This window comes from Gimesia aquarii (assembly GCF_007748175.1).
Classification (GTDB): Bacteria; Planctomycetota; Planctomycetia; order Planctomycetales; family Planctomycetaceae; genus Gimesia; species Gimesia aquarii_A.
This window is the reverse complement of sequence record NZ_CP037422.1, coordinates 5,280,733-5,305,797: the sequence shown is the minus strand read 5'-3', so window position 1 is coordinate 5,305,797 and position 25,065 is coordinate 5,280,733. Positions and strand designations below refer to the sequence as shown.

The window sequence follows — 25,065 nt, the reverse complement described above, 5'->3', positions numbered from 1 at the left end:
CCGACAAACCGACACAGATCAGCGAACACCCAAGTTATTTTCGAATGTTTAACCGATCCAGAATTTCCCTATAGCTTTCTGCATTCTTCTTGTGCAAATAATCAAGCAGGCTCCGTCTACGGCTCACCATTTGTAGTAAACCTCTGCGACTGGCATGATCCTTGGAGTTTGCTCTGAGATGCTCTGTTAAATTGACAATCCGTTCTGTAAGTACAGCAATCTGCACTTCAGCAGATCCAGTATCCCCTTCTTTAGACTGATACTCTTTAATCAATTCTGCTCTTCGTTCCTGCGTGACTGACATTCTTCTAACCTAAACCTTTAAACTAAACACATGACAAACAGAGAAGATCGGGGATACCCCAATGCAAAGACAGCCATTACATTCCGTGTTTTGACTTTATCTGACGGGATAATGGCGAGAGAAAACAAAGCTATTACGCTAGCTTTCAGGGCTTAAAGGTACTTAATGTAGCAATTTGAAGAAATTATTCAATGGATACGCTACTTCGATTACGAAAACCTCTCTGATTTGAACCAGTTAGGTAAAATGCTTTCAAAAACTAAGAGTAATGCACATTCAGATACACATCCTGAGATTTCAACCCAATCTGGGAGAAATCAGCGGATCTGCTCAAACCACTTCACGTACGATCACTTCATTGCCATTGATTTTTGAAACTATGACTTCGGTTCCCGGCTGAATAAAAGGCCCTTCGCTAATGACATCAACCCAAACTCCATCAATTTCGACACGCCCCGCAGGTCTCAACACGGATGAGGTGACCCCTTTCATGCCGACAGCTAATTCGAGCCCATTTAGGCTTAAAGTACCGGAATTCTCGAGTAATTCAGGATCTAACCGGATTTCATCTGTCCCGGGACTTTCACCGGGAGGCGCCAGAGTAATCGAATGCATCAACCGAGATTCGGGTAAAAATCGGTTCAAGGCAATCGCCAAAACGATCACTGTGAGTATCGAAGCACTCATCGTTCCAATGGTTTTTGTCATATTCGCAAAATCAGAACCTGGACGTAGCGTGTTGTAATCACCAAAGGTCTGACTTGCCAGAACGATGGAACAAAGCACCAGCAGTCCACCAGAAATGCCGAAGATGCCAAAACCAGGGATCACAAAAATTTCGAGTAAAATACAAATCAAGCCTAAGGAAAATAGAACAATTTCCAAATAGCCGGCGGTCCCGCCTAACACATGACTCCAGAAGAAGAGTCCAAAACAAACGGCCGACATGATGCCGAACAGTCCCGTTAAAGTATAAAATTCCAGGTAGATAAACATGATGCCCATGGCGATGACTAAGCCGGTAAAAAACGACGAGTTCAGCACGTAAACAAGCGTATCAACCCAGGTTCGCCCCACTGCCTTTAGTGTGACATCAGCGGGAATTCCCAGGCGCTGTTTTAATTCGTCCATATCCCGAACAGGTGGCTCAGCGATTTTCAACTCATGTGCGCGGACTCCGTTGGCCGTCAACAAGTTGGCTTTTCGTGACTCAGGAACCATTTGACCTTTGATCCATTCTCCATTGGATTGGTGAATTTCATCCTCTGTCATATACCAGAGTTGCCCTGTTTTATTATTCGTGACTTCAAAGATTTCCAGATCTTTATCGGACATGGCTTCACAAACCGCTGCAGGCCTGCCTTTTTTCTCAGCCAAATCTTTCAATGTCACTCTCAGAGGACTCAGTACTTTTTCTGGAGCATGTTCAAACTGTCCATCTTTATTCATGGAGATCGGCCCTGCGTCTCCAATCTGTGCGTCGGGTTTCAGAAAGATTTCATCGCAACCCAAAGCGATAATCGCGGCACTGCTCATCGCATAATCGGGAACATAGGCTACTGTTCTGACATTAATGGCTTCCAGATCAGCGATCTTATTTGCGAGATTCGTACCTGACAACAGGTAACCTCCACCTGATTCGATCTCAAAAATGAGCATATTTGCCCCAGAATTAACAGCGCGGTTAATCTGGCGTTCAATGAAGGTCTCTAAAATGGGCTCAATCATTCCATCGACTTTAATCAGCATCGCCTGCGGTGCTTCACCCGCTGTAGGATCATCACGCAATTTTTCACGCGGAATTCCATACAGCTCTGCAAGATCGCCACGTGAATTTGCCAATTGTTGAACCAGCACATCCAGAGCGCGTGCTTTACTTCCAGAAAACACTCCCAGCGAACCCACTTCCTTAATGGTTTCGACATCAACAATGACTGCCATATTATCTTGCAAGCGTTTGAGCTCTTCGGGAGTCACAATGCGTGACTCGACCTGTTTTTTGTCCCCTTCTCCCTGCTGGATTTTAATTTTCAGAACCGCCTGTTGGGGGTCCATCATCCCTAAAGCGAGCGCTCGGCTCAGCTTGACATTATGTCGTTTCTCAACAATTGAAAGGACAAACTCCCGCTCATCTCGATCCACAGCCTTACCATATCCGATATCTCCCAACTCTGCATCGGGATGCATCACAATTTCGTCACAAGCCAACGCCAGAACCACATTATTCCCGATCACGGTTTCAGGCACCCAGGCAATGGTCTTCAAGCTAGACAACTTCGATGAAGCCAGGAACTTTGCCAGCCCCTGCACTTGATGAAACGGGCTGGAACCGGGGGAAATTTGTAAGATCAGATACCCTGTCTGGTTATTTTGCGAGGCTTCATTTTGTAAAGACAGGGCAGCATTGGTGACACGCCCATACGTGACCTCACCCACCGGGCTTTCAATTGTCATAAATAAAGCTGGTTTGGACGAGTTCTCGTCTTGCTCCTGCTTTTCTGTTTGTTTGGTTTTCTGTTTCTCACCAGCATTTTGTTTATCAGGTTCTGCCTGGAGATCAGAATGACCATTGAGCACTAAAAGTCCCAGAAAAAAAGCCAGTAACATTTGATTGACATTTTTCATTATGTGACTTTCACCCTTGCCAATAATAGTAATGTAAAGCTCGAACACGCTCTGAATGACGACTCTCAATTAGAAGTAGAAGAATTCATCGCCTCACAATCAAATATAACAGACACAAAACCATCTGATGTCTCTATATTAACGCATTCTGATACCAGAGAGATCAATCCATTTTACAATATTATTATAGGCGATTTCTAGCGGGGAAACAGAGATTTGTTTTCATCAGTTTGTTATACATTAGAAATCTTCATAATTCCGCTTTTTCTGCTTAAAAGACAATTCCATCAGCTTAGATGTTCAAAAACCAAGCATTCTATTTGAAACCAAATTTTCAGAGAAAATCAACGACTTGTCATCGATTCCAGGATTCTCTCTTGCCTGTAGGCAAATAAATCAAAGAAAACCGGTTAATTTTTACTTTTAAAGTTCTTACAATAAAAGGATAAACCAAACAAACTGACTAAAGGGAAGTCATGTCATTTTACGGGTATCACCCCATTATTGAAAAATGGTTTCGAAAACGCTTTCAAGATCCCACTGATCCTCAACAACAGGGATGGCCATGCATTAATCGTGGAGAGCACACCCTCATTTCTGCTCCCACCGGCAGTGGAAAGACTTTAACCGCATTTTTGTCTGTCATCGATCGCCTGGTTAAACGTTCTTTAGACGGTGATTTAGAGAATGAAATTTCCGTTGTCTATGTCTCGCCGTTACGTGCACTATCGAACGATATGCATCGTAACTTGACCGAGCCTCTAGAAGAAATCTCACAGCTTCTGGAAGAAGAAGGTTATACATTCACTCCCATTCGTGTCGGGTTGAGAACCGGCGATACTCCTGCTTCCAAACGAGCTGCACTCGTCAAACGGCCTCCCCACATTCTGGTCACGACTCCCGAGTCGTTGTATTTAATGTTAACGGCTTCGAAAAGTCGGGAAACCCTGAAAAACGTCGAAATGGTCATCGTCGATGAAATCCATGCATTATTACGGGACAAGCGTGGGTCACACTGGTCACTCACCCTCGAACGCCTGGAAGCGTTAATCGATCACCCCCTGCAGCGGATTGGTTTATCTGCCACACAAAAACCATTGGAACGGGTCGCACAATATCTGGTCGGAAACCGCCCCGAGATTGAAATCACATTTAATCTTCCCCAAGTGACTTCAACTGAAGATCCAGAACGTGTCTGCCGCATTGTGAATATTGGTCATTCACGGACGTTGGATGTGGCCATCCAGGTTCCTCCGTCAGAATTGAGCGCAATTTGCTCTCACGAACAGTGGGCTGAAGTGCTGGAACAAATTGTCGAATTGATTGAGTCACATCACAGTACGCTGATTTTCGTTAATACTCGTCGTCTGGCAGAACGCATTACCCATCAATTAACCGAGCGATTGGGTGAAGATGTTGTTGGCAGCCATCATGGTTCACTGTCGGCAAAAATTCGTCATCGCACCGAACAGAAACTGAAAAGCGGTGAACTCAAAGCTGTCATCGCGACGGCGTCTCTCGAGTTGGGAATCGACGTCGGCTATATCGATCTTGTCATTCAAATCGGTTCACCACGTGGCATCGCCACATTCCTGCAGCGTATCGGTCGTTCAGGACATTCATTGGGTCTGGTTCCTAAAGGACGAATTTTTGCTCTCTCCCGTGATGAATTGTTCGAAAGCATGGCGCTGGTTCGCTCAATCAAAAAAGGTATTCTGGATACGGTCCGAATGCCAGAATCCCCGATTGATATTCTCGCTCAACAAATCACAGCGGAAGTCTCCTCGCAAGAATGGAATTCGGATGAGTTATTTGAACTCATCACCCGCGCATATTCGTTTCAAAACCTCAAGCGAAAAGATTACGAAAGCACGATTCAATTTCTGAGTGAAGGCATCAGCAGCACTTCCGGACGCAGTCGCGTCTATCTACACCATGATCAGGTTCAAAAACGCGTTCGCAGCAGAAAAAATGCGAGGCTGACGGCAACCATGAACGGAGGCGCGATACCGGAAATTGCCTCCTATCGAGTGGTGACTGAAGACGATCAAACCGTGGTGGGCTCGGTCGATGAAGACTTCGCCGTGGAAAGTATGGCGGGAGATATATTTCTGCTCGGCAATACGTCCTGGAAAATTCGTTATGTTCGTGGCGGCGATGTGACAGTCGTTGATGCCAATGGTGCTCCCCCTTCAATTCCCTTCTGGTTCGGAGAAGCACCGGGACGCTCACTCGAACTTTCTACTGAAATCTCGGATCTCCGCGAAGAGCTGGAACAACAAATCGAAAATCCGGAGCAAGCCATCAATTGGCTGGTTCGTGAAACCCACACCGATGAGTGGGGCAGCAAACAAATAGTCGATTATGTTCAGGCTCAAAAAGCAGCTTTGGGAGTAGTACCAACTCAAAAACGGATCGTCTTTGAACGCTTTTTTGATGAATCGGGGGGAATGCAGCTGATAATTCATGCCCCCTTTGGTGGTGATATTAACCGCGCCTGGGGTTACACGATGCGCAAGCGTTTCTGCCGTTCTTATAATTTTGAATTGCAAGCAACTGCTGACGATAACGGCATCATTCTCTCACTGGGTCCGCAACACAGCTTCCCGCTGGAGAGCTTGTTTACCATGCTGAATACCAGCAACGTTCAGCAACTCTCCGAACAAGCGATTCTGGATCATCCCATGTTTCATGTACGGTGGCGCTGGAATGTCACTCGCGCGCTATTGGTTTCCCGTATGCAGAATGGAAAAAAGGTCTCCCCTCCTCTGCAACGATTTCGTGCAGAAGACTTGTTGACCGCCGTCTTTCCACGTTTGACAGGTTGTCCTGAAAATGAGATCGGTGAAATTGTGCGTCCTGATCATATTCTGGTTGACCAGACTTTGTACGATTGCCTGAACGAACAACTTGACATCGAAGGTTTCAAAAATGTTCTGCTGCAACTCGAACAAGGATCGATCAAACTGATCCCCCGCGATACACGCGAACCTTCACCGTTTTGTTATGAGCTATTAAATTCCAGCCCTTACACCTTTCTGGATGGAGGCGAAGCGCAAGAACGTCGTGCCCGTGCGGTTGCGACGCGGCAAACTATTTCTGTGGAAAGTGTCGAAGATCTGGGACGACTTTCCCCGGAAGCGATTGCGCAAGTATGTCAGGAAGCACAACCACTGGTTCGTAATGCAGACGAGCTACATGATCTCCTGCTGGGACGGATTCATCTACCGATTAATGAGCAATCTGATTGGGTTGAATGGTATCAGGAACTGGAATCAACGGGACGTGCCACCACCTTACAGAGATCTGAAGCTGATATAGAAAACAGCTCTCCGCAAAGTTGGGTTGCCACGGAACGCCTACCGGCGGCATTAGCAGCTTTTCCCGAAAGTCAGTACCAGCCTCTTGTGACGGTCCCAGCCGGTGTCCGTCAGGAATGGGAATCGGCTGAAGCCCGCACCGCCATCATTCGCGGGCTGCTGGATACCTGTGGTCCCTTGACAGTCTCCGAAATAGCAAATTTCGCGTGTTTGACCGATTCTCAAACGGAAGCAGCGTTAATGGCGCTCGAAGGGGAAGGGATCGCCATGCAGGGTTATTTTCGCATCAAAGATCCTAACTGGGATCAAAGCCAGGAGGGTGAACCTGACGCTGAAAACGCAACACTATCTTCTGAAACACCATCCAAAGAATGGTGCCACCGCCGTCTTCTGGCACGCATTCATCGACTGACATTGCAGGGACTACGTGCACAGGTACAGCCTGTTGGCACCAATGTGTTTATTCAATTCCTGTCGCACCTTCATGGACTGACTGGTGATGAAAAACGCTCTGGAACGAATGGCCTCTTTGAAGTGCTCTCGATGTTGCAAGGCGTTGATATCCCGGCAATCTGCTGGGAACGAGATATCCTCCCCTCACGAATCACAAACTATAAAACCAATGATCTGGATGAACTCTGTTTCACGGGTGAAATTGGCTGGGGACGTTTATATCCTCCCAAACGGGCCGCCGACCAGGGCAAACCGATGACCGGCATTACACGAAACGCCCCTGTCTCTTTCTTTTTGAGAGAAGACACTCCCTGGCTGACTTATTTTAATCCTATTCCTTCGTTTCAAAAGATCACAGAAGAGCAAAATCACCTCAGCAGTCCGGCAATGGAAATCCTGGAACTGCTGACTCAGCAAGGCGCACTCTTTGCCACCGACATGATGACAACAACCGAGTCGATGCCTTCACAAATTGCGGATTCATTGGGTGAACTGATTTCACGAGGACTCGTGACCTCTGACAGCTTCTCCGGTATGCGGCAATTTACCGCAGATCGCTCCTCTAACAATCGACGTGCTTCTCGCAAAAAACGGATCGGCCTGGTTCGAAAGCGGACCACACCGAACAATACCGGACGATGGTCTATCTGGCGACGTAATACTAAAAATGAGATTGAAGAACAAAGCCTTCAATACTATGAGTATGTCGAACAATGGGCGTGGCAATTAATCAGGCGCTGGGGTGTTGTCTTTCGCGATTTATTACTGAAAGAAACCGGTGCACCACGCTGGTTTGAGCTTCTTCAGGTTTACCGGCGGCTGGAAGCCCGCGGCGAAATTCGAGGCGGACGCTTTGTAGCTGGTGTTGCCGGCGAACAATTTGCGATGTCGAGTACAATTCAGGAATTACGAAAATTACGTGACAATGCAACGTCCGATGAATTAATCATCCTCTCCGCCTCTGACCCGTTGAATCTAGTCGGGATCCTTACAAAACAGGCGCGCATTCCCAGTACCGCCAATAATCGGCTCGCCTATTGGAATGGGAACTTGATTGCTTACGCAAAGAGTGAAGAACTCTTCCTCGTATCCAAAGTCAACGAAAAATTAAAACGAGAACTGATCCTGGGATTCGGGCTTCCCATTAAAGGTACGATCATCAATGAAGAATTCTCAAGTGACAGTGATCCACACTCACAAGAACCACCACTTTCAGCTAACGAAGAAGATGGCGTTCTGGTTTCAACGGGGAATCACCCTGACACAGATGAAAAAAAATCTCCGCGTCCTTCCTTTCTCTGACTATAATAACACTAGCGTGAATGCGACTCTTTTGAACTAATGTGGAATCCAAAGTATGCCAGCCCCTATTTCTAAAAATTCCCTACTCAGCTTTTGCATCATCACCTTGCTGTTAATTCTGCCATCTGTCACGTGCGATTTAAGTGCAACTGAAAGAAAATCGTCAAAGACAATTGATCAATTAATTAAATCCGCTTATGAACATAAACAGCATGGTCGTTATGCGGAAGCAATCGAAGTTTATGATGCAGCCGAGAAGCAACTCTCGGACACTTCTCCCAAATTGAAAGATTTGAAATGGCAGATTCTCCTTGGTCGTATTGACATTGCTACGTTAACAGGCGAAACAGCACAAGCATTGAAACGCATTCATTCCGCTTTAGAGCAAATACCTGACCAAGCCAAACTGCATGCCATAGCTGGAAAGCTGTATTATGAAACGGGAGAATACGAAAAAGCAGACACACACGTAACACGTGCGCTTTCACTCAACTCGGATGACCCATTGGCACATTTGATTCAAGCACATCTTTTAACAGACTCTGGTAAAATTGAAGAAGCCAATGAGGCTTACCGCTGGTTCGTGCGTTATTATAACCGAACTCAGCCTGAAGATTCTGAAACTCTGATGTTGATCGCCGAAGGGGCCACACAATACGCGCGCTGGAACAGTGTTTCTCAAATTTTCAACTTTGTGATTAACACCCTTTGCCCCGATGCTTTGAAAGCAGATCCCCTTGCCTGGGAATCTTCTTATCTAAGCGGCTCCATCCTGCAGGAAAAGTATAATCGTCCTCAGGCCGCGAAAGAATTTAGCTCGGCACTCAAAATCAACTCTCAAGCTGCAATTGTTTATGTTGCTTTAGCGCGATCTGCGATTGAGGCACATGAATTTGACAAAAGTATTAAACTGATTGAGAAGGCTTTAAAAATCAACCCAAAATTGATTGAAGCACTTCTCCTGCAGTGCGATCTGCACTTGATTAACGGCCACTATGATAAAGCTTTAAAAACTGCCGAAATCGCTTTTACTATCAATGCGCGAAATCAGTCTGTGTTAGCGAGAATTGCCGCCTGTTACTCGCTTCTGGACGGTGTACCTGACCGAGCAAAACTAGCGTTACTATTCGAAGACCCTGAAGATGCTGGCAATACAAAAAAAGCCAATCCAGATGCAACCCGTTTCACAACTCTCATCACAAAGCTCTTAAAACAAAATCCGAAACCCGGATACTTTCTTTACGAATTGGGGCAGTTATTGGAAATGAAACGCCAGTTTTCATTTGCCGAGTATGCCTATCTGAAGACAAAAGAGATGATGCCTCAGCTTTCAGGTCCGAAGACCTCTTTGGGAATGCTTTACATGCAAATGGGGAAAACGGATCTGGCACTGCAAACACTGAACGAAGCGTTTAAAGCTGATCCCTATCATGTGCGCGTCAGTAATATGCGAAAAGTGTTAGGTGTACTTGAATCTTATGGATTAATCGCCACAGAGCATTTTATCATTCGTTACGACTCCAAAGCCGATTTCATTCTGGGACAATATATGGCTGAGTACCTGGAACAAATTTATCCTGAAATGGTAAAACAATTTGGATATGAACCTCCCGGAAAAACCCAGTTTGAAATCTATCACAATGCAAAGGGCTTGGGAGCCCATCAATGGTTCAGCGCCCGGATGATCGGCCTGCCCTGGATTCAGACAATTGGTGCTTCAACGGGAGCTGTCGTTGCCTTGACTTCTCCTACGACAATGAATGAACCATTCAACTGGGCCGCGGTCCTCAAACACGAACTTGTGCATGTCTTCACACTTCAGCAAACCAAATATAAAATTCCACATTGGTTTACTGAAGCACTTGCTGTCAGAAGCGAAGGTAGTGCGCGGCCACAAAAATTTAATCAGCTGTTAGCAGAACGTGTTCCCAAGAACGAAATTTATTCACTGGATGAATTAGATGGCGTTTTCGTGCGTCCCAAATCTTCAAATAACTGGAACTTTGCCTATTGTCAAAGCCTGCTCTGTGCGGAGTTTATGGTCGAGGAATTCGGCGAGGATTCGTTAAAAAATTTGCTGTCCGCTTACCAGAAACAATTATCAACACCAGATGCGATCAGGCAGTGTTTTCAGATCGATCAGCAGGAGTTTGAAAAACGCTACCATCGCTATTTACAAAAAATTGCCAACTCACTGAAAGGTTATGAAACAAAATCCACCATCAGCTTTAGTGATTTACGGAAGCAATATGAACAGGATCAAAACAACCTGGACATCGCAGGACAATATGCTTACCAACTACTTCGACTCCGTAAGAAACAAAAAGCGCGTGAAATTGCACTCGATGTATTGAGCAAAAACCCCAAGCAACCTCAGGCAGCGCTCACCATTGCCCGTCTTGAACTTCTCTCAGAAGACATGAAATCGGCAACCGAAGTTCTTCAACCAGCCTTAAATTCAAAATCGCCTGATCCTGAGCTTCTGGAATTAGTCGGCAAATTACTACTGAAACAGAACAAGTTTCAAGAAGCACTCAAACTTTATCAAATGGGTCACTCAAAATATCCTTATCAAACCAAATGGCTGGAAGGTCTCGCGCAAATTTATCACAGCATGGATGATTCAGCAAATTTAGAATCGACATTAATCAAATACGTACATCTGGATCCTGCCAACAACAAGAGTATGAAAATCTTAATGCAGCTTTTTCTTGATCAGCAAAAATATGAGAATGCGTTGTATTGGGGACAACAAAGTTTGTACGTCGATGTACTCGACCCGGAAATACACCAACAAATAGCCGAAACCGCATTGAAACTAAACCAAACGGATTTAGCAATCCGAGAGTTAAAAATGCTCTTGCACCTCGATGTAGAGAATGAAGCGATGCGATTCCTCTTAGCCAAAACGTTATTCGACTCTGGAAATAAAAAGGAGGCTGTTGTTGAACTGGATCGTTTGCTACAGCAAAATCCGAATCATGTAAAAGCTATCGAATTAAAGAAAAAACAATAGATTCTGAAGTCCAACTCCCGTCTAATAAATTCACACTGAATTAACTGATAATTCATTTCCTATAAGGATTCCCTGTGACGACTCCCCCTTTCGATGCTTCCTCTTCTAAATCAGAACAGGATCTGCATAACACAAACGAAATTTCGATTTCCCAGTTCCAATCAGTGATTCGTACGATGTTTTACGAGAAAGATCAGGCTCGTGGAATTGAAGGAACGTTCATGTGGTTTATGGAAGAAGTAGGGGAATTATCATCTGCTCTCAGGGAAAATAATGATTCAGAAAATCTGGCTGAAGAATTTGCTGATGTTCTGGCCTGGTTAGCCACAATGGCGAATGTGGCTGGTATCGATCTGGAGCAGGCGATAGCCCAAAAGTATGTCCAAGGCTGCCCAAGGTGCCATCAACCTATCTGTACCTGTGATCTCTCTCGAAAGCCCTGATACGTAAATGTGATTCCTGACAAGATTTGCAGCATAGTGATTGACACTGCTTCACTTCTGAAATTAGACTGGATAGTGCGTCCAAGTCATGACATCTATGTCCATTCAGCAATATTCTCTCATCTCAGATTGCTATCGCATCAAAATGAAAAATCATTGCGCTGTTCAAACTCGATTTTCTACTTTCAAACACGCTCGTGTCTATTTCAGAACGTGTTTATGTGGAATCATTCTTTCCATTGCTTTCCAGAATACAGCCTCTGCACAACCCCCCAAAGCACAAATTGACGCAGCCATCAAACGTGGTATTGCTTTCTTGAAACAGACGGATGATTATCGTACGACTGGTATGAATGCTTTTGTTGCTTACACGTTGCTTAAAGCAGGAGAATCACCAGAGTCGCCCTATATTCAGACCTGTTTGAAAAATATCCTTTTTGATCACAATCGAATGAATAAAGACGGTGAACTTGAATATAGACCTGGCAGCGACTTCAATTATTGCGCTGGCGTGCAATTAATGGTACTCGAAGCGATTAACCCTGAGAAATATCAGGATGAAATTCGCGCCACTGCTGATTTCTTAATTAGAACTCAACATAAAAGTGGTAGTTGGTATTACCCACAAGACATTGACCATAATGGTGATACCAGTATTACTCAATACGCGATTTTAGGACTTTGGGCTGCAGAACGGGCCGGAGTCATCGTACCGACTTCTGTCTGGGATAAAGCAGCACGCTGGCATCTCTCGACTCAGTACCCCGATGGGGCTTTTGGTTATCACCCTGCATCAGCCTCTGAAAGAGCCCCATTGCATACGATGGGTGTTGCAGGAACCGGTAGCATGTATGTGATATCAATGCAACTTTATCCCGATGGCCAATTACGCAGTGGTCCTGTTAAAAAAGCGAATCAGGAAAAGAAAAAAAAATTCGGTTTTCTAGAAAAAGTCGACTTAACTCAAAAAGAAAAAACCAAGGAAGATGAAAACAAGCTCACCAAACCAACAATCAGTTTTAACGCGCTCGAAGCAGGAAAATCAAAAGGTCTTGGCTGGATTGTTAAAAATTATAATGTTCGCAATCTCAATCGATGGCCTAATTATTATTTATATGGAATTGAACGCATTGCCGCGATTGCGGACACACAAAATCTGGGACCTTATGACTGGTACGCAGACGGAGCCCGTCAACTTCTATTGACTCAACAGGATGATGGCAGTTGGAAAGGGACTCACAATATAAAAGCTTCCACCTGCTTAGCAATCATTTTTCTTTCCAAAGCAACAGTTAAAACACTAGGTCGTAAATACAAACCTGAACCAGTTGGTTCCGGTTTATTAGCAGGAGGTAGAGGTCTTCCTAAAAATCTGGCGGAAGTCCAGATGCGAAATGGAAAGGTCGAAAACAAAAAACTCTCTGGCGATTTGAGTGAGTTATTAGCCCAATTGGAAGATCCAGCGAACGCCGACCTTGAAGCAGCTCAGGAAACACTCGTCGAAACAATCACACTCGGTGATCGAGAAGAACTCATTAATCAAAAAGATCGAGTTTTAAAACTAGTCGATGCGAGATCTCCTGATGTCCGCCGAACCGCAGTCTGGGCACTTTCGCGCACCAATGATTTTCGCGTCTCCCCTTACTTAATCCGTGCTTTAAAAGATCCCGATCTGAGTGTCAGAATCGAAGCACGAAATGGGTTATGTACGCTCAGCCGAAAAATTCGCGGTCTGGGAATGCCAGAAGATCCTTTGGCAGACGTTGCTGAAAACCTGGACGAAAAAGAACGGATTAAGATTGTCGACAAGTGGTCTGATGAAGCCATAAAACGTTGGCAAAAGTGGTATAACAGTGTGAAACCCTTCGATGAAAAATTTGATCTCTTCGAAGTACTGAATGAATTCCCCCAATCCAAAACAAAATAATTCAGATATTTAAACCGAACTAGAATTGTCATACACGATGTCGCAGGCAACATCTCAGAATGATCACAGGAAATCACCGGTCATGCGTGTTACGCAATATGACCAGGTCAGTTCCTCGTTGATCGCTGTTGTGCTGGCATTGATCATTGCCGTATTCTGGCTTTCCATAGTCTGGTTTACCAATCGTCTTCCTCAAACAGAAAATGACGTTGCACTGGAAATGATCGATTTAGCAGGCGGCGCTGAAGATGGATCGCCTGATGAATCCCTGCTTGTTGAATCACCCGAAGATCCTATTGATGATCCTTCTCAAATCGACACACCAGAAGAAGAAAATCAGGTAGAGGAAATGCTCGACAGCGTGGTCGAATTATCAGACAAAGCCACCCAACAAGTCCAGCAGCAAATGCAAACAGATCTGACCAACTCCGGCAAAGTCGGTAGTGCCGCTGGAACCGGAAAGCGCGCATTGGGATTTGGTCCTGGCAAAAAAGGACTCCCACGTGAACAACGCTGGTTTATCAAGTTTTCTGATCGAGGTTCTCTACGCGATTATGCCAAGCAACTGGATTTTTTCAAAATTGAACTTGGGGCATTACTCAAAAACGGAAAGATGATTTACTTATCGAAAGTCTCGTCCGATAAACCCGTCTCCAGAACGGTATCTTCGGGCGCAAACGAAAAACGACTTTATATGACGTGGCAAGGAGGGGAGCGCAGAACCAGCGATCTCAGCTTGTTTAAAAAGGCAGGCTTTGATGTAACCGGTGCCATCCTGTTTCATTTTTATCCAAAACAAACAGAAAACATGCTCCTTTCACAAGAAAAGCGATATCGAAACAAAAAGTTCGATGAGATCCGTCGTACTTATTTTACGGTCCGCGGCGATCGTACGGGATACAACTTCGAGGTCACACGACAAACTTATTTCCGCTAACAACACATGAGCAGGCATCTATGAATTACTCGCTGACTCCTATCTTGAATGTGGCTGGTTATGCCATCTATATTGCATTGGGATTGACCGCTTTGTATGGCGTTTTTTGTGTCATCCTGCTAATCAGACAAATCGCACAAAAACGATTCTTAACACAAAATGCAGCAAGCGAATTTCTCGACCAGATTCATGAAGATATCGAAAAAAAGGACTATGAATCTGTAATCAATCTCTGTGATTCGCCTCCCTATTGGAGTAAAGCAGTTCCGCAATTAATTTTAGTCGCGATGGCCAATATGGAACGTCCCGCGAAAAAATTAAGACAGATGCTCGCTGAAAAATTTGAACGGGATATTCTGGCTGACCTTGAATATCGCATGTCCTGGATCAGTACTATTGTGAAAAGTGCTCCCATGCTGGGTTTATTGGGAACCGTGATCGGAATGATCAACGCTTTTGATAAAATCGGCAACATGCAGGAGTCTGGAGGCGATCCCAGCCAACTGGCGGGCGAGATCAGCTTCGCGTTATTTACAACAGCTGCCGGCCTAGCAGTTGCCATTCCTTTGGTCATGGCTGGTGCCTTGATTCATGTTCGCATCGGAAAACTGCAAGACTCTGTTCAAGAACATACGGGTGAGTTTCTGGAAATTCTTGACTCATCACGTCAGTCATGACCTCCAGGACCTATTGAACATGGCGAGAAAAAAAACAATATTTGATACTGATGAAGACAGTTGGAAAAAAAAATCTATGTCACGTGGAACCGGTGATGACTTGGATATCACCCCTATGATTGATGTCACGTTTCTCCTACTGATCTTCTTTATGGTCACTTCGACAATGCAGGCAACCCAGGACTCAGATGTCCCGGTTGCCCGACATGGAGTTGGTGTTGATACCCGACTTTCTACAACCATTTTAGTTCATAATGATGGAAACGGAATAAACGGACAGAGTGTTGTTGAATTTAAAGAATCAGGAGGCGCAACCGAAGTTTCACTCGAAGAGTTAACTGCTAAAGTACGCGAGCGCGTTCAAAATGGTGTGAGCGATGTCATCATCAAAGCAGACCGGGGCGTACCACATGGCTTTGTCCAGGAAGTGACTCGGGCGGTAACAGAAGTGGATGGAGTGAAATTTTATATTGGAATTGAAGAGAAAAAGAATAATTGATTTTGATCGTCACTCAATCTCGATCTTGAATTAATCTAATCCGAAAAGAATACAACTTATTGAATTAAATATGCCTATCAAGTTCTACTGTCAAAAATGTGGTCAAAAGCTAAGTGTCGCTAGCAAGAAGGCAGGAAAATCGGTTTCCTGCCCTGCCTGTCAGCGTCAAATTACGATCCCATTAAAAAGTGAAGACCGTCGAACAGAAGTAGCAGAAAAGACTCCTAAAGCCCCCCCCAATACAGAAAAAACACCTCAGACCACTTCAGTCAATCAGGAAGAAAACCAATTACTTGACGATCTGGATGACTTAGGCCCGCTCGGTGAAAGCTGGGATGAAATTCTGGAAGGAGATTGGGAACAAGCCGCAGCCGCAGAAGAGACTGCGCAGCCCGTTATCGAAAAGCAGGTTGAAGAAAAAGAGAAGTCTCCCCCAAGCTCTGAAGAGAAACAGGAAACGAAATCACAGCCCGAACCAGTTCCTGAACTCGACACCAGCGAATCTGAAGAACGTACTCCTCAGTCAGAACCGGAAATGGCATCCCAAAAAATAGAGGCTAAAACACCATCGAAAGAAACTGCGACAGTTCCTCCCACAAAACCCAGAAATGACGTAGAAGAAGATGAAGACGATGATGAAGCGTTTTCCATTCGGAGTGCGGAGTCGGAATTTGAAGAAATGGACCTGACACCGATGGTGGATGTCACCTTTCTCTTACTTATTTTCTTTATGATTACCGCATCATTCAGTCTGCAAAAGAGTATTCAGGTACCTCCTCCGAATCCAGATGAAGATGGTGTTTCCCAGTCGTTACAAACTCTGGATGATTTTCGTGAAGAGTCGATCATTGTCGAAATTGATAACAATAATGGGATTTATGTTGATGATATCAAACTCTCAAACCCATCCGAAATTGTTCAAGCAATTTTGGACCGTCGTGATCAGGGTGGAAAACCGAAGTCGGAATTAGTGCTTAGTGCACACAACGCTGCCAGACATGAAACAGTAGTCGCAGTTGTCGATGCGGCTAATGAAGTTGGTATGCAAAAAATCAGACTCGCTTCTTACCGTGGTCCTGAAGACTGACTCAGAAGAAGTACAATGATGCAAAGCATGACCTACTTCCTACAATTCTGCAAAGATAAGTGATTGAGATGGCCAGTTTAGAAATTTCACTATTATCCGGGAAAACTCAAAAGATTGAGTTATCCAAAAAACAGCCAATATCCATTGGGAGTCATACTTCGAATGATTTGCAGATTGAAGGTGTTGCATCAATGCAATGCCGTATTAGCTGGAATAAAAAGGGATATGAAATTCTTGCGGCAACCAGCGATGGAATTGACGTCAACGGAACAATGTCCGGAAGGACGCTATTAAATGATGGCGATTTAATCCGGATCGGAGAAGCGGATATTCTGTTTCTAGACGAAGTCGATCTACTGGATCTGGCTTCTCCATTACCCGATACTTCCGACAATCAAAACGAATCATCAATGTACGATTTACAGCCGATCAGCAAGGACGAGCTTGAAGCGGAATTGCGTTCCCCTCCAAAGCCACAGGAAAAAAACAGTCCATCCCGTTCCAAATCTACCAAAGAATCTTCGAGGAAACAAGAAGCGAAATCTGCAAAAAACAAAGTCTCGAAGTCCAAAAAAGAAAAAAAGGTATCCAAAAAAATAGAACCACTTCCAGTCGAAGAACTGCCAGCCGATGATGATCTCGACCTGGAGTCTGCTGCAGAACTACTTGAAGCTGGAAGTTCTATAGAAACTCCGCAAGCTCCTGAACGCACTTTTTTGTCTCGCACCAGTGATCATGCTTCCGATGAAATAGAAGGTACAAGTGAAACAGCAGAGACTGAAAACAAAAGTACGCTTTCATTAAAAGATCGCATTCGCAAGCGATCTTCCAAAAATGCCGTTCGCCCGGGGGAACGGCAAATCACGCGATCTCCGCTGGTCCTCTCACTTACCGGCGGCGGTATTCTTTTAGCGCTCACAGCCCTGACCTTCTGGTTCATTATTGGGCGTGATACTGCCAAACGACACTTTGACGCAGCAGTCCAGGAAATGGAAGCGGGAAAATATTCCCAGGCGATACAGCTCTTCGAAAAATTCCAGGAAAATTATAGCAAAAGCGATTATGTCGATGAAGCACGCATCCTCCTCAGCAAGTCATTAGTAGAGAAGGAAATTTCGGGATCAACACCGGCCTGGAAATCAGGATTGGAGGCGACCGATCAATTTATCAAAAAACATAGAGATGACTCTGACTTCAAAAGTCAGCACCCAATCATAGCCGATTATGGACAGCGAATTGCACTCGGATCTGTAGAAACAGCCAGCCGAACGAAAGATCGCGATTTGTTAGTGGTATCAAAGAATGCCGAGAAGATACTGACTCGATATAGCCCTCAAGATGTACCTCCAACTGAAACTTTAGCGAAAATCAAAGCCGGTTATGAAAAAGCAGAGGCCGAAATTCTGAGGAAAGAGGTATTTGATGTCGCAGTCTTGGAAATTGAAGAAGCCATCAAACAAAAAAAGACATTAAAAGCATTGAAACGCAGACGGCATCTACTGGATCGCTATCCGTATTATAACAATGATCGCAAGATGTCGACCGTACTTGATCAAATTCTCGAAGTCGAAAAAGGTCTCATCAAAATAAATAACGAACCTGTTGCCGCTTCGAATGAAGAATACCCTGAAACATTTCCGCAAGTCGTTACGTTGGCACTGCATACTCGCTCTCGCTCCAATGCGATTTCGGATGGACGAAACGTATTCGCATTGGCCAATGGTAGTTGCTTTGGGATTGATTCCATTACAGGAGATCCTATCTGGCAACGTCCGATTGGCCTTGATGCTCCCTTCACTCCGTTGACTGTCACAGGAGCCGAACCTGCATTACTCCTCTATGATTCGAGGCATCAGGAACTGATTTGTGTCTCACAAAAGAATGGAAAATTGATCTGGCGTCAGGCAATGCCCTCTCGACCGACGGGGCACCCATTGATTCATCAAGGGCTCATTGTCGTTTCATGTGACTCGGGTGATTTGCTCAGTCTCGATTTACTCAGTGGTAATCTCGTTTCGCAAATTAAGTTCGCACAGCCATTAATCGGTGCACCCGGGCTGGTCTACGGAGAACAAGCCGTCGCTGTCGCGGGACATGAAGCAGTCGTTTATCTTGTTTCATTGCGTCCTTTTGAATGTAAACGCGTCACGGCACTCGGTCATCGACCGGGCACGATACAGATCCCTATTATTCCTATGGGAAAACTACTGCTGGTATGTGAGAATGACCGTGCAGACTCGGCACTACTGCATGTGCTGGATGGGAATGGTGAGAATGCTTCACTCAACGAACTGGAGCAATACCGAATTAAAGGTCATGTGCAAAGCCCACCTGTGCTGCGTGGCAAACAGTTATTTTTCCCCACTGTTCCAGAACGCATTACGGCTTTCACTGTGACCGATGAGGAAGGTAAAAGAAAACTGACTGAAATTGCCTCCTATCAGTTACAAGATCCACTTTCATGCCAAATCTATCTGTCGGCCGGTTCCGGTGGACAACTTTGGATGAGCAGTTCTGCATTACGCAAGTTTACGCTTCTGAATTCCGGTATCAAATTAGACAAGAAAAAAATTGCCGATGGCCTGGGAGCACAGCCGATGCAGTTGATTGGCAATAATCTGTATCTTGCCCGGCGACTGCTTTCCTCAAACTCGGTCATTTTTACGATCGCAAATCGGGATGAAATGAGTAGTTCCTGGAAATCAATTCTGGGCACAGACATTCTGGCAACGTACTCCGCTGGAGATAGCGGGCTCGTTTGCGTCACTTCTGATGGAGATATTTTTCGAATCCGCGATAAAGATTTTGAACCGAGTGCCTCGAAATTCAAAGAGAGAACCATCACCCAGCTCAAACTCCCCGAAGGGCTGACTGAACCACTGAAAACGACCCAACTGTCTGATGGTAAAATTGCTGTCTACTGCGGCTCCCCGGAACCAACGCTCTGGATTCTCAATTCATTTGGACAACTGGAACAAACAATACCATTAAAAGCACCTTTAGATACCCTGCCGATTCTAATCGGTGATGGAATTGCACTTCCATTCCATAAAAAAATCTCGGTATACCGCAAAGGACGAGGTTTAAACACCGTACAAGATTTTGTTCTGCCAGATGATGTTGATGCAAAAATCAATTGGAAACAACTCATTCCCATTTCGAAAGATCAATGTATCGCGTTAACATCCAGCGGCCAGATTTTCACATTACAATATCGCACAACTCCGGCACGTCACCTCGCTGTTGTATCAATGACAGACAACAAACAACCCATCGATTTTAATGCAGGAATAAGTAATAATTTCATAGCCATATCAGATGCGTCTGGACAGCTACAGTTACTCGATGCCAAGACTGGTCAACCAAAAGAAAAACTCCAATTAGCATCACCGGCTGCCAATGATCTCTGGATTACGAAAGATCTCTTGTTTGTAGAGTCGAAGCAAAATTTAAGCTGCTTTGACATTAGTAACGGTCTGCAAAAACGGTGGGACTTAAAATTGTCGGATTCATCCCTCACAGGTCAACCTTCCATGTATGCGGATCAAATCTTACTAACGCTGCGCAACGGCACATTAATCACAGTCGAAGCCAAAACTGGAAAAATTCAAACAGAATTTAACACCCCACTCCCCACGAGTGGAGCCACTGTGAATCTGGATCAGATAATGCTGGTACCAACTGTGGATGGAAGCCTTTATCGGATCGACCAGGTCCTGCAGCAGAAAGGACAGGCTTCGCTATGAGTAATCTAACAAACAGAAGTCTCTGTTTTAGTATTCTGGTATTGGTTCTCGTTTTGTCGGGATCAACTTCAGTTTTGGCCCAAAAAGAGAATCAGTCAGACAAACCGACAAAGTCTGATCCTACTAAAACAGATTCAACACAAACCGAAGAAGAGGAAGTTACACTTTTACCTAAAATAGAAGAAATGCAAGTTCCTTCTATGAATGATCTGTTGAAAAAACCACCTGTAGACTGGGTCGTCTTGGAAAACGATCGTGTTCTCATCGTAGAACCGATCTACCCGCGTCCTAATACTCTGCAACAACTCGATTTAGCACTCAAAGAAAGCTATAGCTGGCCCAAACCCAAAAGCAAAGCAGAAATTGATGAGCAACGAAAAATGCGAGCCGCATTCAATTTCATCCAATTGACACTGGTTGATGAGAAAGAAAACCCTGAGTATCAAATCCAGAGAAAAAGTGTTAAACAGGTCGTTCATCATGAAGATCAAATCTTAATGCGAATTGATGAATTACTAAAATCCAACCAATTACGTCTGGCATTTGAATTACTTTTAGTTCTGGACCGAAAACATCGCGACTGGCCTGGGTTTAACCAACGACAACAAAGACTACTTTTCCTGGAAGCAAAAGATAAGCAAAAACTAAAACAATTTGAAATCGCAATCGCGTTTATTGAAGATCTGCATCGTCGGTCACCTGAATACCCCGGCTTAAGTCAGCTCGCCGGTGAAGTGATTGACGTTTTGATCAAGCAATCGGTAAAGGAAGAGCATTTCCGGAAAGCCCACTTTTTTTTGAAACGACTGGGAAGCATGTTTCCCCGGCAAAAAGTTATTGCGACCTGGGAGGAATCCTTACTGGCCCGCTCGAATACAATTCTGAACAATGCGGATCAGCAAGCAAAACAGAACGATTATCAAAGTGCGATTCAATCGGCGATGGATGCTTCCATTGTCTGGCCAATCAATCCTCGCTTGCGTGAATCGCTATTACGTTACCATAACCGTTATCCCGTCATCAATGTCGGCGTTCTCGAGACAGCTTTCGATAAAACGCCGTTCTTTCTGGAACGAAACTCGACGCGCCGACATCGGAAGTTAACACAAATCCCCTTATTTGAAGTCGCTCGTATCAATCAAACTCCACAATATCAAAGTCGATTCTTTGAACAGTGGGATCCGACAGATCTGGGGCGCCGTGCGGACTTTATTTTGAGACAATCGTATGCATCCTGGGAATCGCATCCCACCATGATGGCTGCTGATATCACTGAGTTCCTCCGAAAGAAAATCACCCCGGGAAACAGTCAATATGACGAACGATTCGACAGCTATGTTCAATCAATCACAGCGACCAGTCCCTTTACCTTTAGTATCTTTTTTGATCGAGTCCCTTTACGGACAGAAAGGTTATTAACGCTTCCCATAGAAGCCAAACCACTCTGGGAGACAGTATCAACCGATATCAATTCAGAAAATGCACGCAACCCCAAGCAACCTGAGATCTTTGTTTCTAATCGTTTTATCGTAGATGAACAAACACCGAACCAGGTACGTTATGTTCGTGCTGTTCCTGAGCCAACCGGATTACGCGATTATAATGTGGCTCAGATCAATGAAATTCGCTATCCTAATTTTGAAAAGTCATTTCAGGCGTTATTACTGGGAGAAGTGTCTGTACTCCCGTTTCTTCCAGCTAAACTGGTCTCTTATTTTCAAGAACAGGAAGAATTTAACGTCGTCCAGAGTGCAATCCCTTTATCACATGTTTTGCAATTCAACCCGGAAAGTAAGCCACTCAAAATCATTGAGCTACGCAGAGCACTCGCCTATGCAATCAATCGCAGGAAAATTTTGACGGACACCCTGTTGCATCAATCTCAACTCTTGAACGGTCGCTTGATCACCGCTCCTTATTACACAGGGCTACAAGCTTATAACCAGCAAGTTCCTCAACGTGAGTATAATTTTCCTTTAGCAGTTGCGTTGGCTGTCGCATCCCAAAAGAAACTGGGAGGAAATATCCCAACACTGCATATGCTCTGTGATCCGAATCCGGAAGCGCAGGAAGCAGCGAAGGAATTAATCAACGCCTGGTCACAAATTGGTGTGAGAGTCACACTCATTCCCAATACACCAGTTGAAGCTGAGAAGAAAAGTTTGAATTGGGACATCGCCTATCGAACTGTCACCATGACAGAACCAGTTATGGAGCTCTGGCCATTTCTCACCGTAGGAAAGGGAGCCCAAATTGACTCTCTCGAAATTTTTCCTGACTGGCTGAGATTAAAATTGATCGAACTGGATGAAGCAACCGACTGGGAAACGGCCACGGCACTCATCAAAAGGTTGCAGCTGCAATTATATTCAATGGCTCATATTGTCCCATTATGGGAAATCGACCAGTTTCATGTATTTCGGACGAACATAAAGGGTTATGCAGATCGTCCTCTTAATTTTTACGACAATGTAGAACAGTGGGTTGTAACCCCTGTTTTTCCAAATGTAGATGCATTCACACAAAAATAGTTTTGACTTAGATTAAAAATCGATTTCGTTTTGGTAAACTCATGTTTTCATCTGATCGTGCAAAATTGATTCAGTGTATATTTTTCTGTTGGGGATTCGCTCTCTTCCCGAACTGGAATACTTTTGCACAAATAGAAAAGGCATCACCCCAATCAATTGAGCCCCAGCATATCAGCCTCAGACCATATCGAGTCAGAATTGATATTTCCTATGAACCAAAAGCAAACCTGACGTCTTCTGATCGCCTGCGAATCCAAAGCCAATTAGCACAGATCATAGAACGATCGGTGGGTGAAAAGTGGAAACTCAATAATAATGCTACAGATCAAACGAATTCAAAAACTGCAATTGGAATCTATCAAAATAACTGGCTGGCACTTTCTTCAAGTGAAGGCCTGCAACGCTTAGAACCAGTTGCCATTTTGAATCGTTATCCTGATTTTCCCTTTGATAAGTTGTTTCTGATTGCGATTGAACCAAAGGGAATTGGCTATCAGATTTCCGGAAGAGAGTTTGATTCTCTCTCGCAAAGACTAGGGCCTGTCTCAATTGAGAACACATTTGAAAAATCTTTTCTCAGTGATACGATTTTTCATTCGCTACTCAACGTATTCTCACCTGTTGTCTCAATTGAATCTGTCATCGAAAATCAGGTCACAGTGAGCGAACAAGCGAGTCAATACTTGACGCCAGACCCCATATTAGGAATGTCAGAGAAAGACGTCTATTTCACACCTTTCTTTCGATATTTAAATCGAAATCGAGAAGTCAAAAACATTCAGTTTATTCCCTGGACTTATCTCATTTTGGAAGAAATGAATCGCAAGTACGCAACCTGCTCCCTTTCTTCAGGACTGCGCGGAATTCTCAGTGGAAGTCGGCGAAGAGTCGAAACGCTTGCCATACGAGTGAAGCCAGAATATCCACAAACGAATCTCGCTTTGATTCCCCGTGGTAAATCCACACAATCTTACGCAGGCATGAGGGTACAACTCTCTCCTTTGAATCCTCAGGAGGTGAGACAGCGGCAAATCGCAGCCAAAAAACAAAAAGAACAAACGAAAAAGCCAGTTACAAAACCTTTGGATTATATAACCGAACAATATTTAACAAATCGCAGTGGAAAAATCACACTCCAAACGGATCCAAAACAACCATTGGTCTGGCTTTACGTTCGTAGCGGCAAAGCACTTGTTGCCAATGTACCTTATATTCCCGGCATCGACCGCGATGTTTCGATCCAAGTTCCCGATGACAGGATTCGATTAAACGTGGAAGGAGAGTTGGCAGTTTTGAATGGCGAACTGATAGAGGCGGTTGCCTCTCTTTCTATGAAAATGGCGCGCATTCGCAAGTGGGCCAGAAATAATGAATGGACTAAAGTCGATACAGGCATCAGAAAACTGGAAAGCGAAATCTCACCCAAACAAATTTTCCAGGAAAAGCTGAATGTTGTTCGAGTGTCTGCCATAGAAGCGGCTCAGAAACAGAACAACAGAGCCGCACAATCCCGAATTGCCAGCTTATGCAGAGACACAGCTTCTCGAATTGACCGATTTCTGGATCCAACCGGAATCATCGATTTTAAAACAGAGATCCAGGATTTAAGACAGCTTCAAGAGCGAGCTCCCAATCGCTAAGACCTTCGAAATCATTAAGCGTGTGTCAAATAGCGCCCTCTGTCTCATTAATAATAACTCGAGACAAGTTCTAATCGGCTGATTCACCAAACACTCTGGCTTGAGAGGTAGAAGAACTCATGTGCAGACTTGCCGAAAAAGATACGATCATAATTCATACAATCGTTACAACTACTTCTTTTTAAGCATTGGTTAGCCGAATCCTATCCATTTTTTTCAGATCAGAGCAGAAACGCCAAAACAATACGCTAAGTTTTAAGTGTAACTCTTTCAACGGATAGCGATTTCGCGTCCTGTTCACAGAAAGAGACTGTAACAAAATGTTCCCCCATTTATTAGTTCGCAAGGAATAGCGATGCTTGTACTCAGCCGAAAAAAAGATGAAAAAATCATCATTGGAGATTCGATCACACTGATGGTGATCGAAATTAAAAACGACAAAGTTCGTCTTGGAATTGAAGCCCCCAAAGATGTTACCGTACACCGGGAAGAAGTGTATGCTGCGATCAAAGAACAAAGTCTGAATAAAAACTCAAACTTTCAATCTCCGTGATCATC

14 protein-coding genes are annotated in these 25,065 nt (G+C 44.5%); 12 read left to right on the top strand and 2 right to left on the bottom strand.

Annotated features, from left to right (window positions below; genetic code table 11):
• Positions 1-34: 34 nt before the first annotated feature.
• Together rpsO and V202x_RS20185 are read right to left on the bottom strand one after the other, a co-directional pair.
• Positions 35-304, bottom strand: coding sequence for a 30S ribosomal protein S15 (gene rpsO, locus V202x_RS20190; protein WP_144985584.1), 270 nt, complete (start codon positions 302-304; stop codon positions 35-37).
• Between the two features lie 330 nt (positions 305-634).
• Positions 635-2,929, bottom strand: a complete 2,295-nt coding sequence (locus tag V202x_RS20185; protein ID WP_145178669.1) for an NfeD family protein — start codon at positions 2,927-2,929, stop codon at positions 635-637.
• Positions 2,930-3,405: 476 nt separating this feature from the next.
• On the opposite strand from V202x_RS20185, the gene V202x_RS20180 reads away from it, so the two are divergent.
• The 12 genes from V202x_RS20180 (at position 3,406) to csrA (ending at position 25,060) form a co-directional block, all read left to right on the top strand.
• Positions 3,406-8,004: a DEAD/DEAH box helicase gene (locus tag V202x_RS20180; protein ID WP_145178668.1), complete on the top strand. Its 4,599-nt coding sequence runs from the start codon at positions 3,406-3,408 to the stop codon at positions 8,002-8,004.
• 55 nt (positions 8,005-8,059) lie between these two features.
• Complete coding sequence (locus V202x_RS20175; RefSeq protein WP_145178667.1) at positions 8,060-11,020, top strand: tetratricopeptide repeat protein; 2,961 nt, start codon at positions 8,060-8,062, stop codon at positions 11,018-11,020.
• A 176-nt stretch (positions 11,021-11,196) separates the two neighbouring features.
• Positions 11,197-11,463: a MazG nucleotide pyrophosphohydrolase domain-containing protein gene (locus tag V202x_RS20170; RefSeq protein ID WP_144990871.1), complete on the top strand. Its 267-nt coding sequence runs from the start codon at positions 11,197-11,199 to the stop codon at positions 11,461-11,463.
• Positions 11,464-11,608: 145 nt separating this feature from the next.
• The gene (locus V202x_RS20165) at positions 11,609-13,390 is read left to right on the top strand and encodes a HEAT repeat domain-containing protein (RefSeq protein WP_232098592.1); all 1,782 of its coding nucleotides are present in this window, start codon (positions 11,609-11,611) and stop codon (positions 13,388-13,390) included.
• An 82-nt stretch (positions 13,391-13,472) separates the two neighbouring features.
• A complete protein-coding gene (locus tag V202x_RS20160) occupies positions 13,473-14,327 on the top strand; it encodes a hypothetical protein (protein WP_232098590.1) in 855 nt (284 codons plus the stop codon).
• A 20-nt stretch (positions 14,328-14,347) separates the two neighbouring features.
• Entirely contained in the window at positions 14,348-15,004 is a 657-nt protein-coding gene (locus tag V202x_RS20155) for a MotA/TolQ/ExbB proton channel family protein (RefSeq protein WP_144985578.1), read from the top strand.
• A 19-nt stretch (positions 15,005-15,023) separates the two neighbouring features.
• A complete protein-coding gene (locus V202x_RS20150; protein ID WP_197992994.1) occupies positions 15,024-15,503 on the top strand; it encodes an ExbD/TolR family protein in 480 nt (159 codons plus the stop codon).
• A 70-nt stretch (positions 15,504-15,573) separates the two neighbouring features.
• Positions 15,574-16,590, top strand: coding sequence for an ExbD/TolR family protein (locus V202x_RS20145; protein WP_145178663.1), 1,017 nt, complete (start codon positions 15,574-15,576; stop codon positions 16,588-16,590).
• A 68-nt stretch (positions 16,591-16,658) separates the two neighbouring features.
• Positions 16,659-20,336 (top strand): PQQ-binding-like beta-propeller repeat protein, encoded by a 3,678-nt coding sequence (locus V202x_RS20140; protein ID WP_145178662.1) that lies wholly within the window; start codon positions 16,659-16,661, stop codon positions 20,334-20,336.
• Positions 20,333-22,867, top strand: coding sequence for an ABC transporter substrate-binding protein (locus tag V202x_RS20135; RefSeq protein WP_145178661.1), 2,535 nt, complete (start codon positions 20,333-20,335; stop codon positions 22,865-22,867). Before V202x_RS20140 ends, V202x_RS20135 begins: the two co-directional genes overlap by 4 nt.
• A 41-nt stretch (positions 22,868-22,908) precedes the next feature.
• Positions 22,909-24,507: a hypothetical protein gene (locus V202x_RS20130; protein ID WP_145178660.1), complete on the top strand. Its 1,599-nt coding sequence runs from the start codon at positions 22,909-22,911 to the stop codon at positions 24,505-24,507.
• 355 nt (positions 24,508-24,862) lie between these two features.
• Positions 24,863-25,060 (top strand): carbon storage regulator CsrA, encoded by a 198-nt coding sequence (csrA, locus tag V202x_RS20125; RefSeq protein ID WP_144985572.1) that lies wholly within the window; start codon positions 24,863-24,865, stop codon positions 25,058-25,060.
• The last annotated feature ends 5 nt before the right edge of the window (positions 25,061-25,065 follow it).

Bases quoted from the DNA above. Each gene is read 5' to 3' on its own strand.
- rpsO (WP_144985584.1), bottom strand. From the start codon at position 304: ATGTCAGTCACGCAGGAACGAAGAGCAGAATTGATTAAAGAGTATCAG.
- V202x_RS20185 (WP_145178669.1), bottom strand. From the start codon at position 2,929: ATGAAAAATGTCAATCAAATGTTACTGGCTTTTTTTCTGGGACTTTTA.
- V202x_RS20180 (WP_145178668.1), top strand. From the start codon at position 3,406: ATGTCATTTTACGGGTATCACCCCATTATTGAAAAATGGTTTCGAAAA.
- V202x_RS20175 (WP_145178667.1), top strand. From the start codon at position 8,060: ATGCCAGCCCCTATTTCTAAAAATTCCCTACTCAGCTTTTGCATCATC.
- V202x_RS20170 (WP_144990871.1), top strand. From the start codon at position 11,197: ATGTTTTACGAGAAAGATCAGGCTCGTGGAATTGAAGGAACGTTCATG.
- V202x_RS20165 (WP_232098592.1), top strand. From the start codon at position 11,609: ATGAAAAATCATTGCGCTGTTCAAACTCGATTTTCTACTTTCAAACAC.
- V202x_RS20160 (WP_232098590.1), top strand. From the start codon at position 13,473: ATGCGTGTTACGCAATATGACCAGGTCAGTTCCTCGTTGATCGCTGTT.
- V202x_RS20155 (WP_144985578.1), top strand. From the start codon at position 14,348: ATGAATTACTCGCTGACTCCTATCTTGAATGTGGCTGGTTATGCCATC.
- V202x_RS20150 (WP_197992994.1), top strand. From the start codon at position 15,024: ATGGCGAGAAAAAAAACAATATTTGATACTGATGAAGACAGTTGGAAA.
- V202x_RS20145 (WP_145178663.1), top strand. From the start codon at position 15,574: ATGCCTATCAAGTTCTACTGTCAAAAATGTGGTCAAAAGCTAAGTGTC.
- V202x_RS20140 (WP_145178662.1), top strand. From the start codon at position 16,659: ATGGCCAGTTTAGAAATTTCACTATTATCCGGGAAAACTCAAAAGATT.
- V202x_RS20135 (WP_145178661.1), top strand. From the start codon at position 20,333: ATGAGTAATCTAACAAACAGAAGTCTCTGTTTTAGTATTCTGGTATTG.
- V202x_RS20130 (WP_145178660.1), top strand. From the start codon at position 22,909: ATGTTTTCATCTGATCGTGCAAAATTGATTCAGTGTATATTTTTCTGT.
- csrA (WP_144985572.1), top strand. From the start codon at position 24,863: ATGCTTGTACTCAGCCGAAAAAAAGATGAAAAAATCATCATTGGAGAT.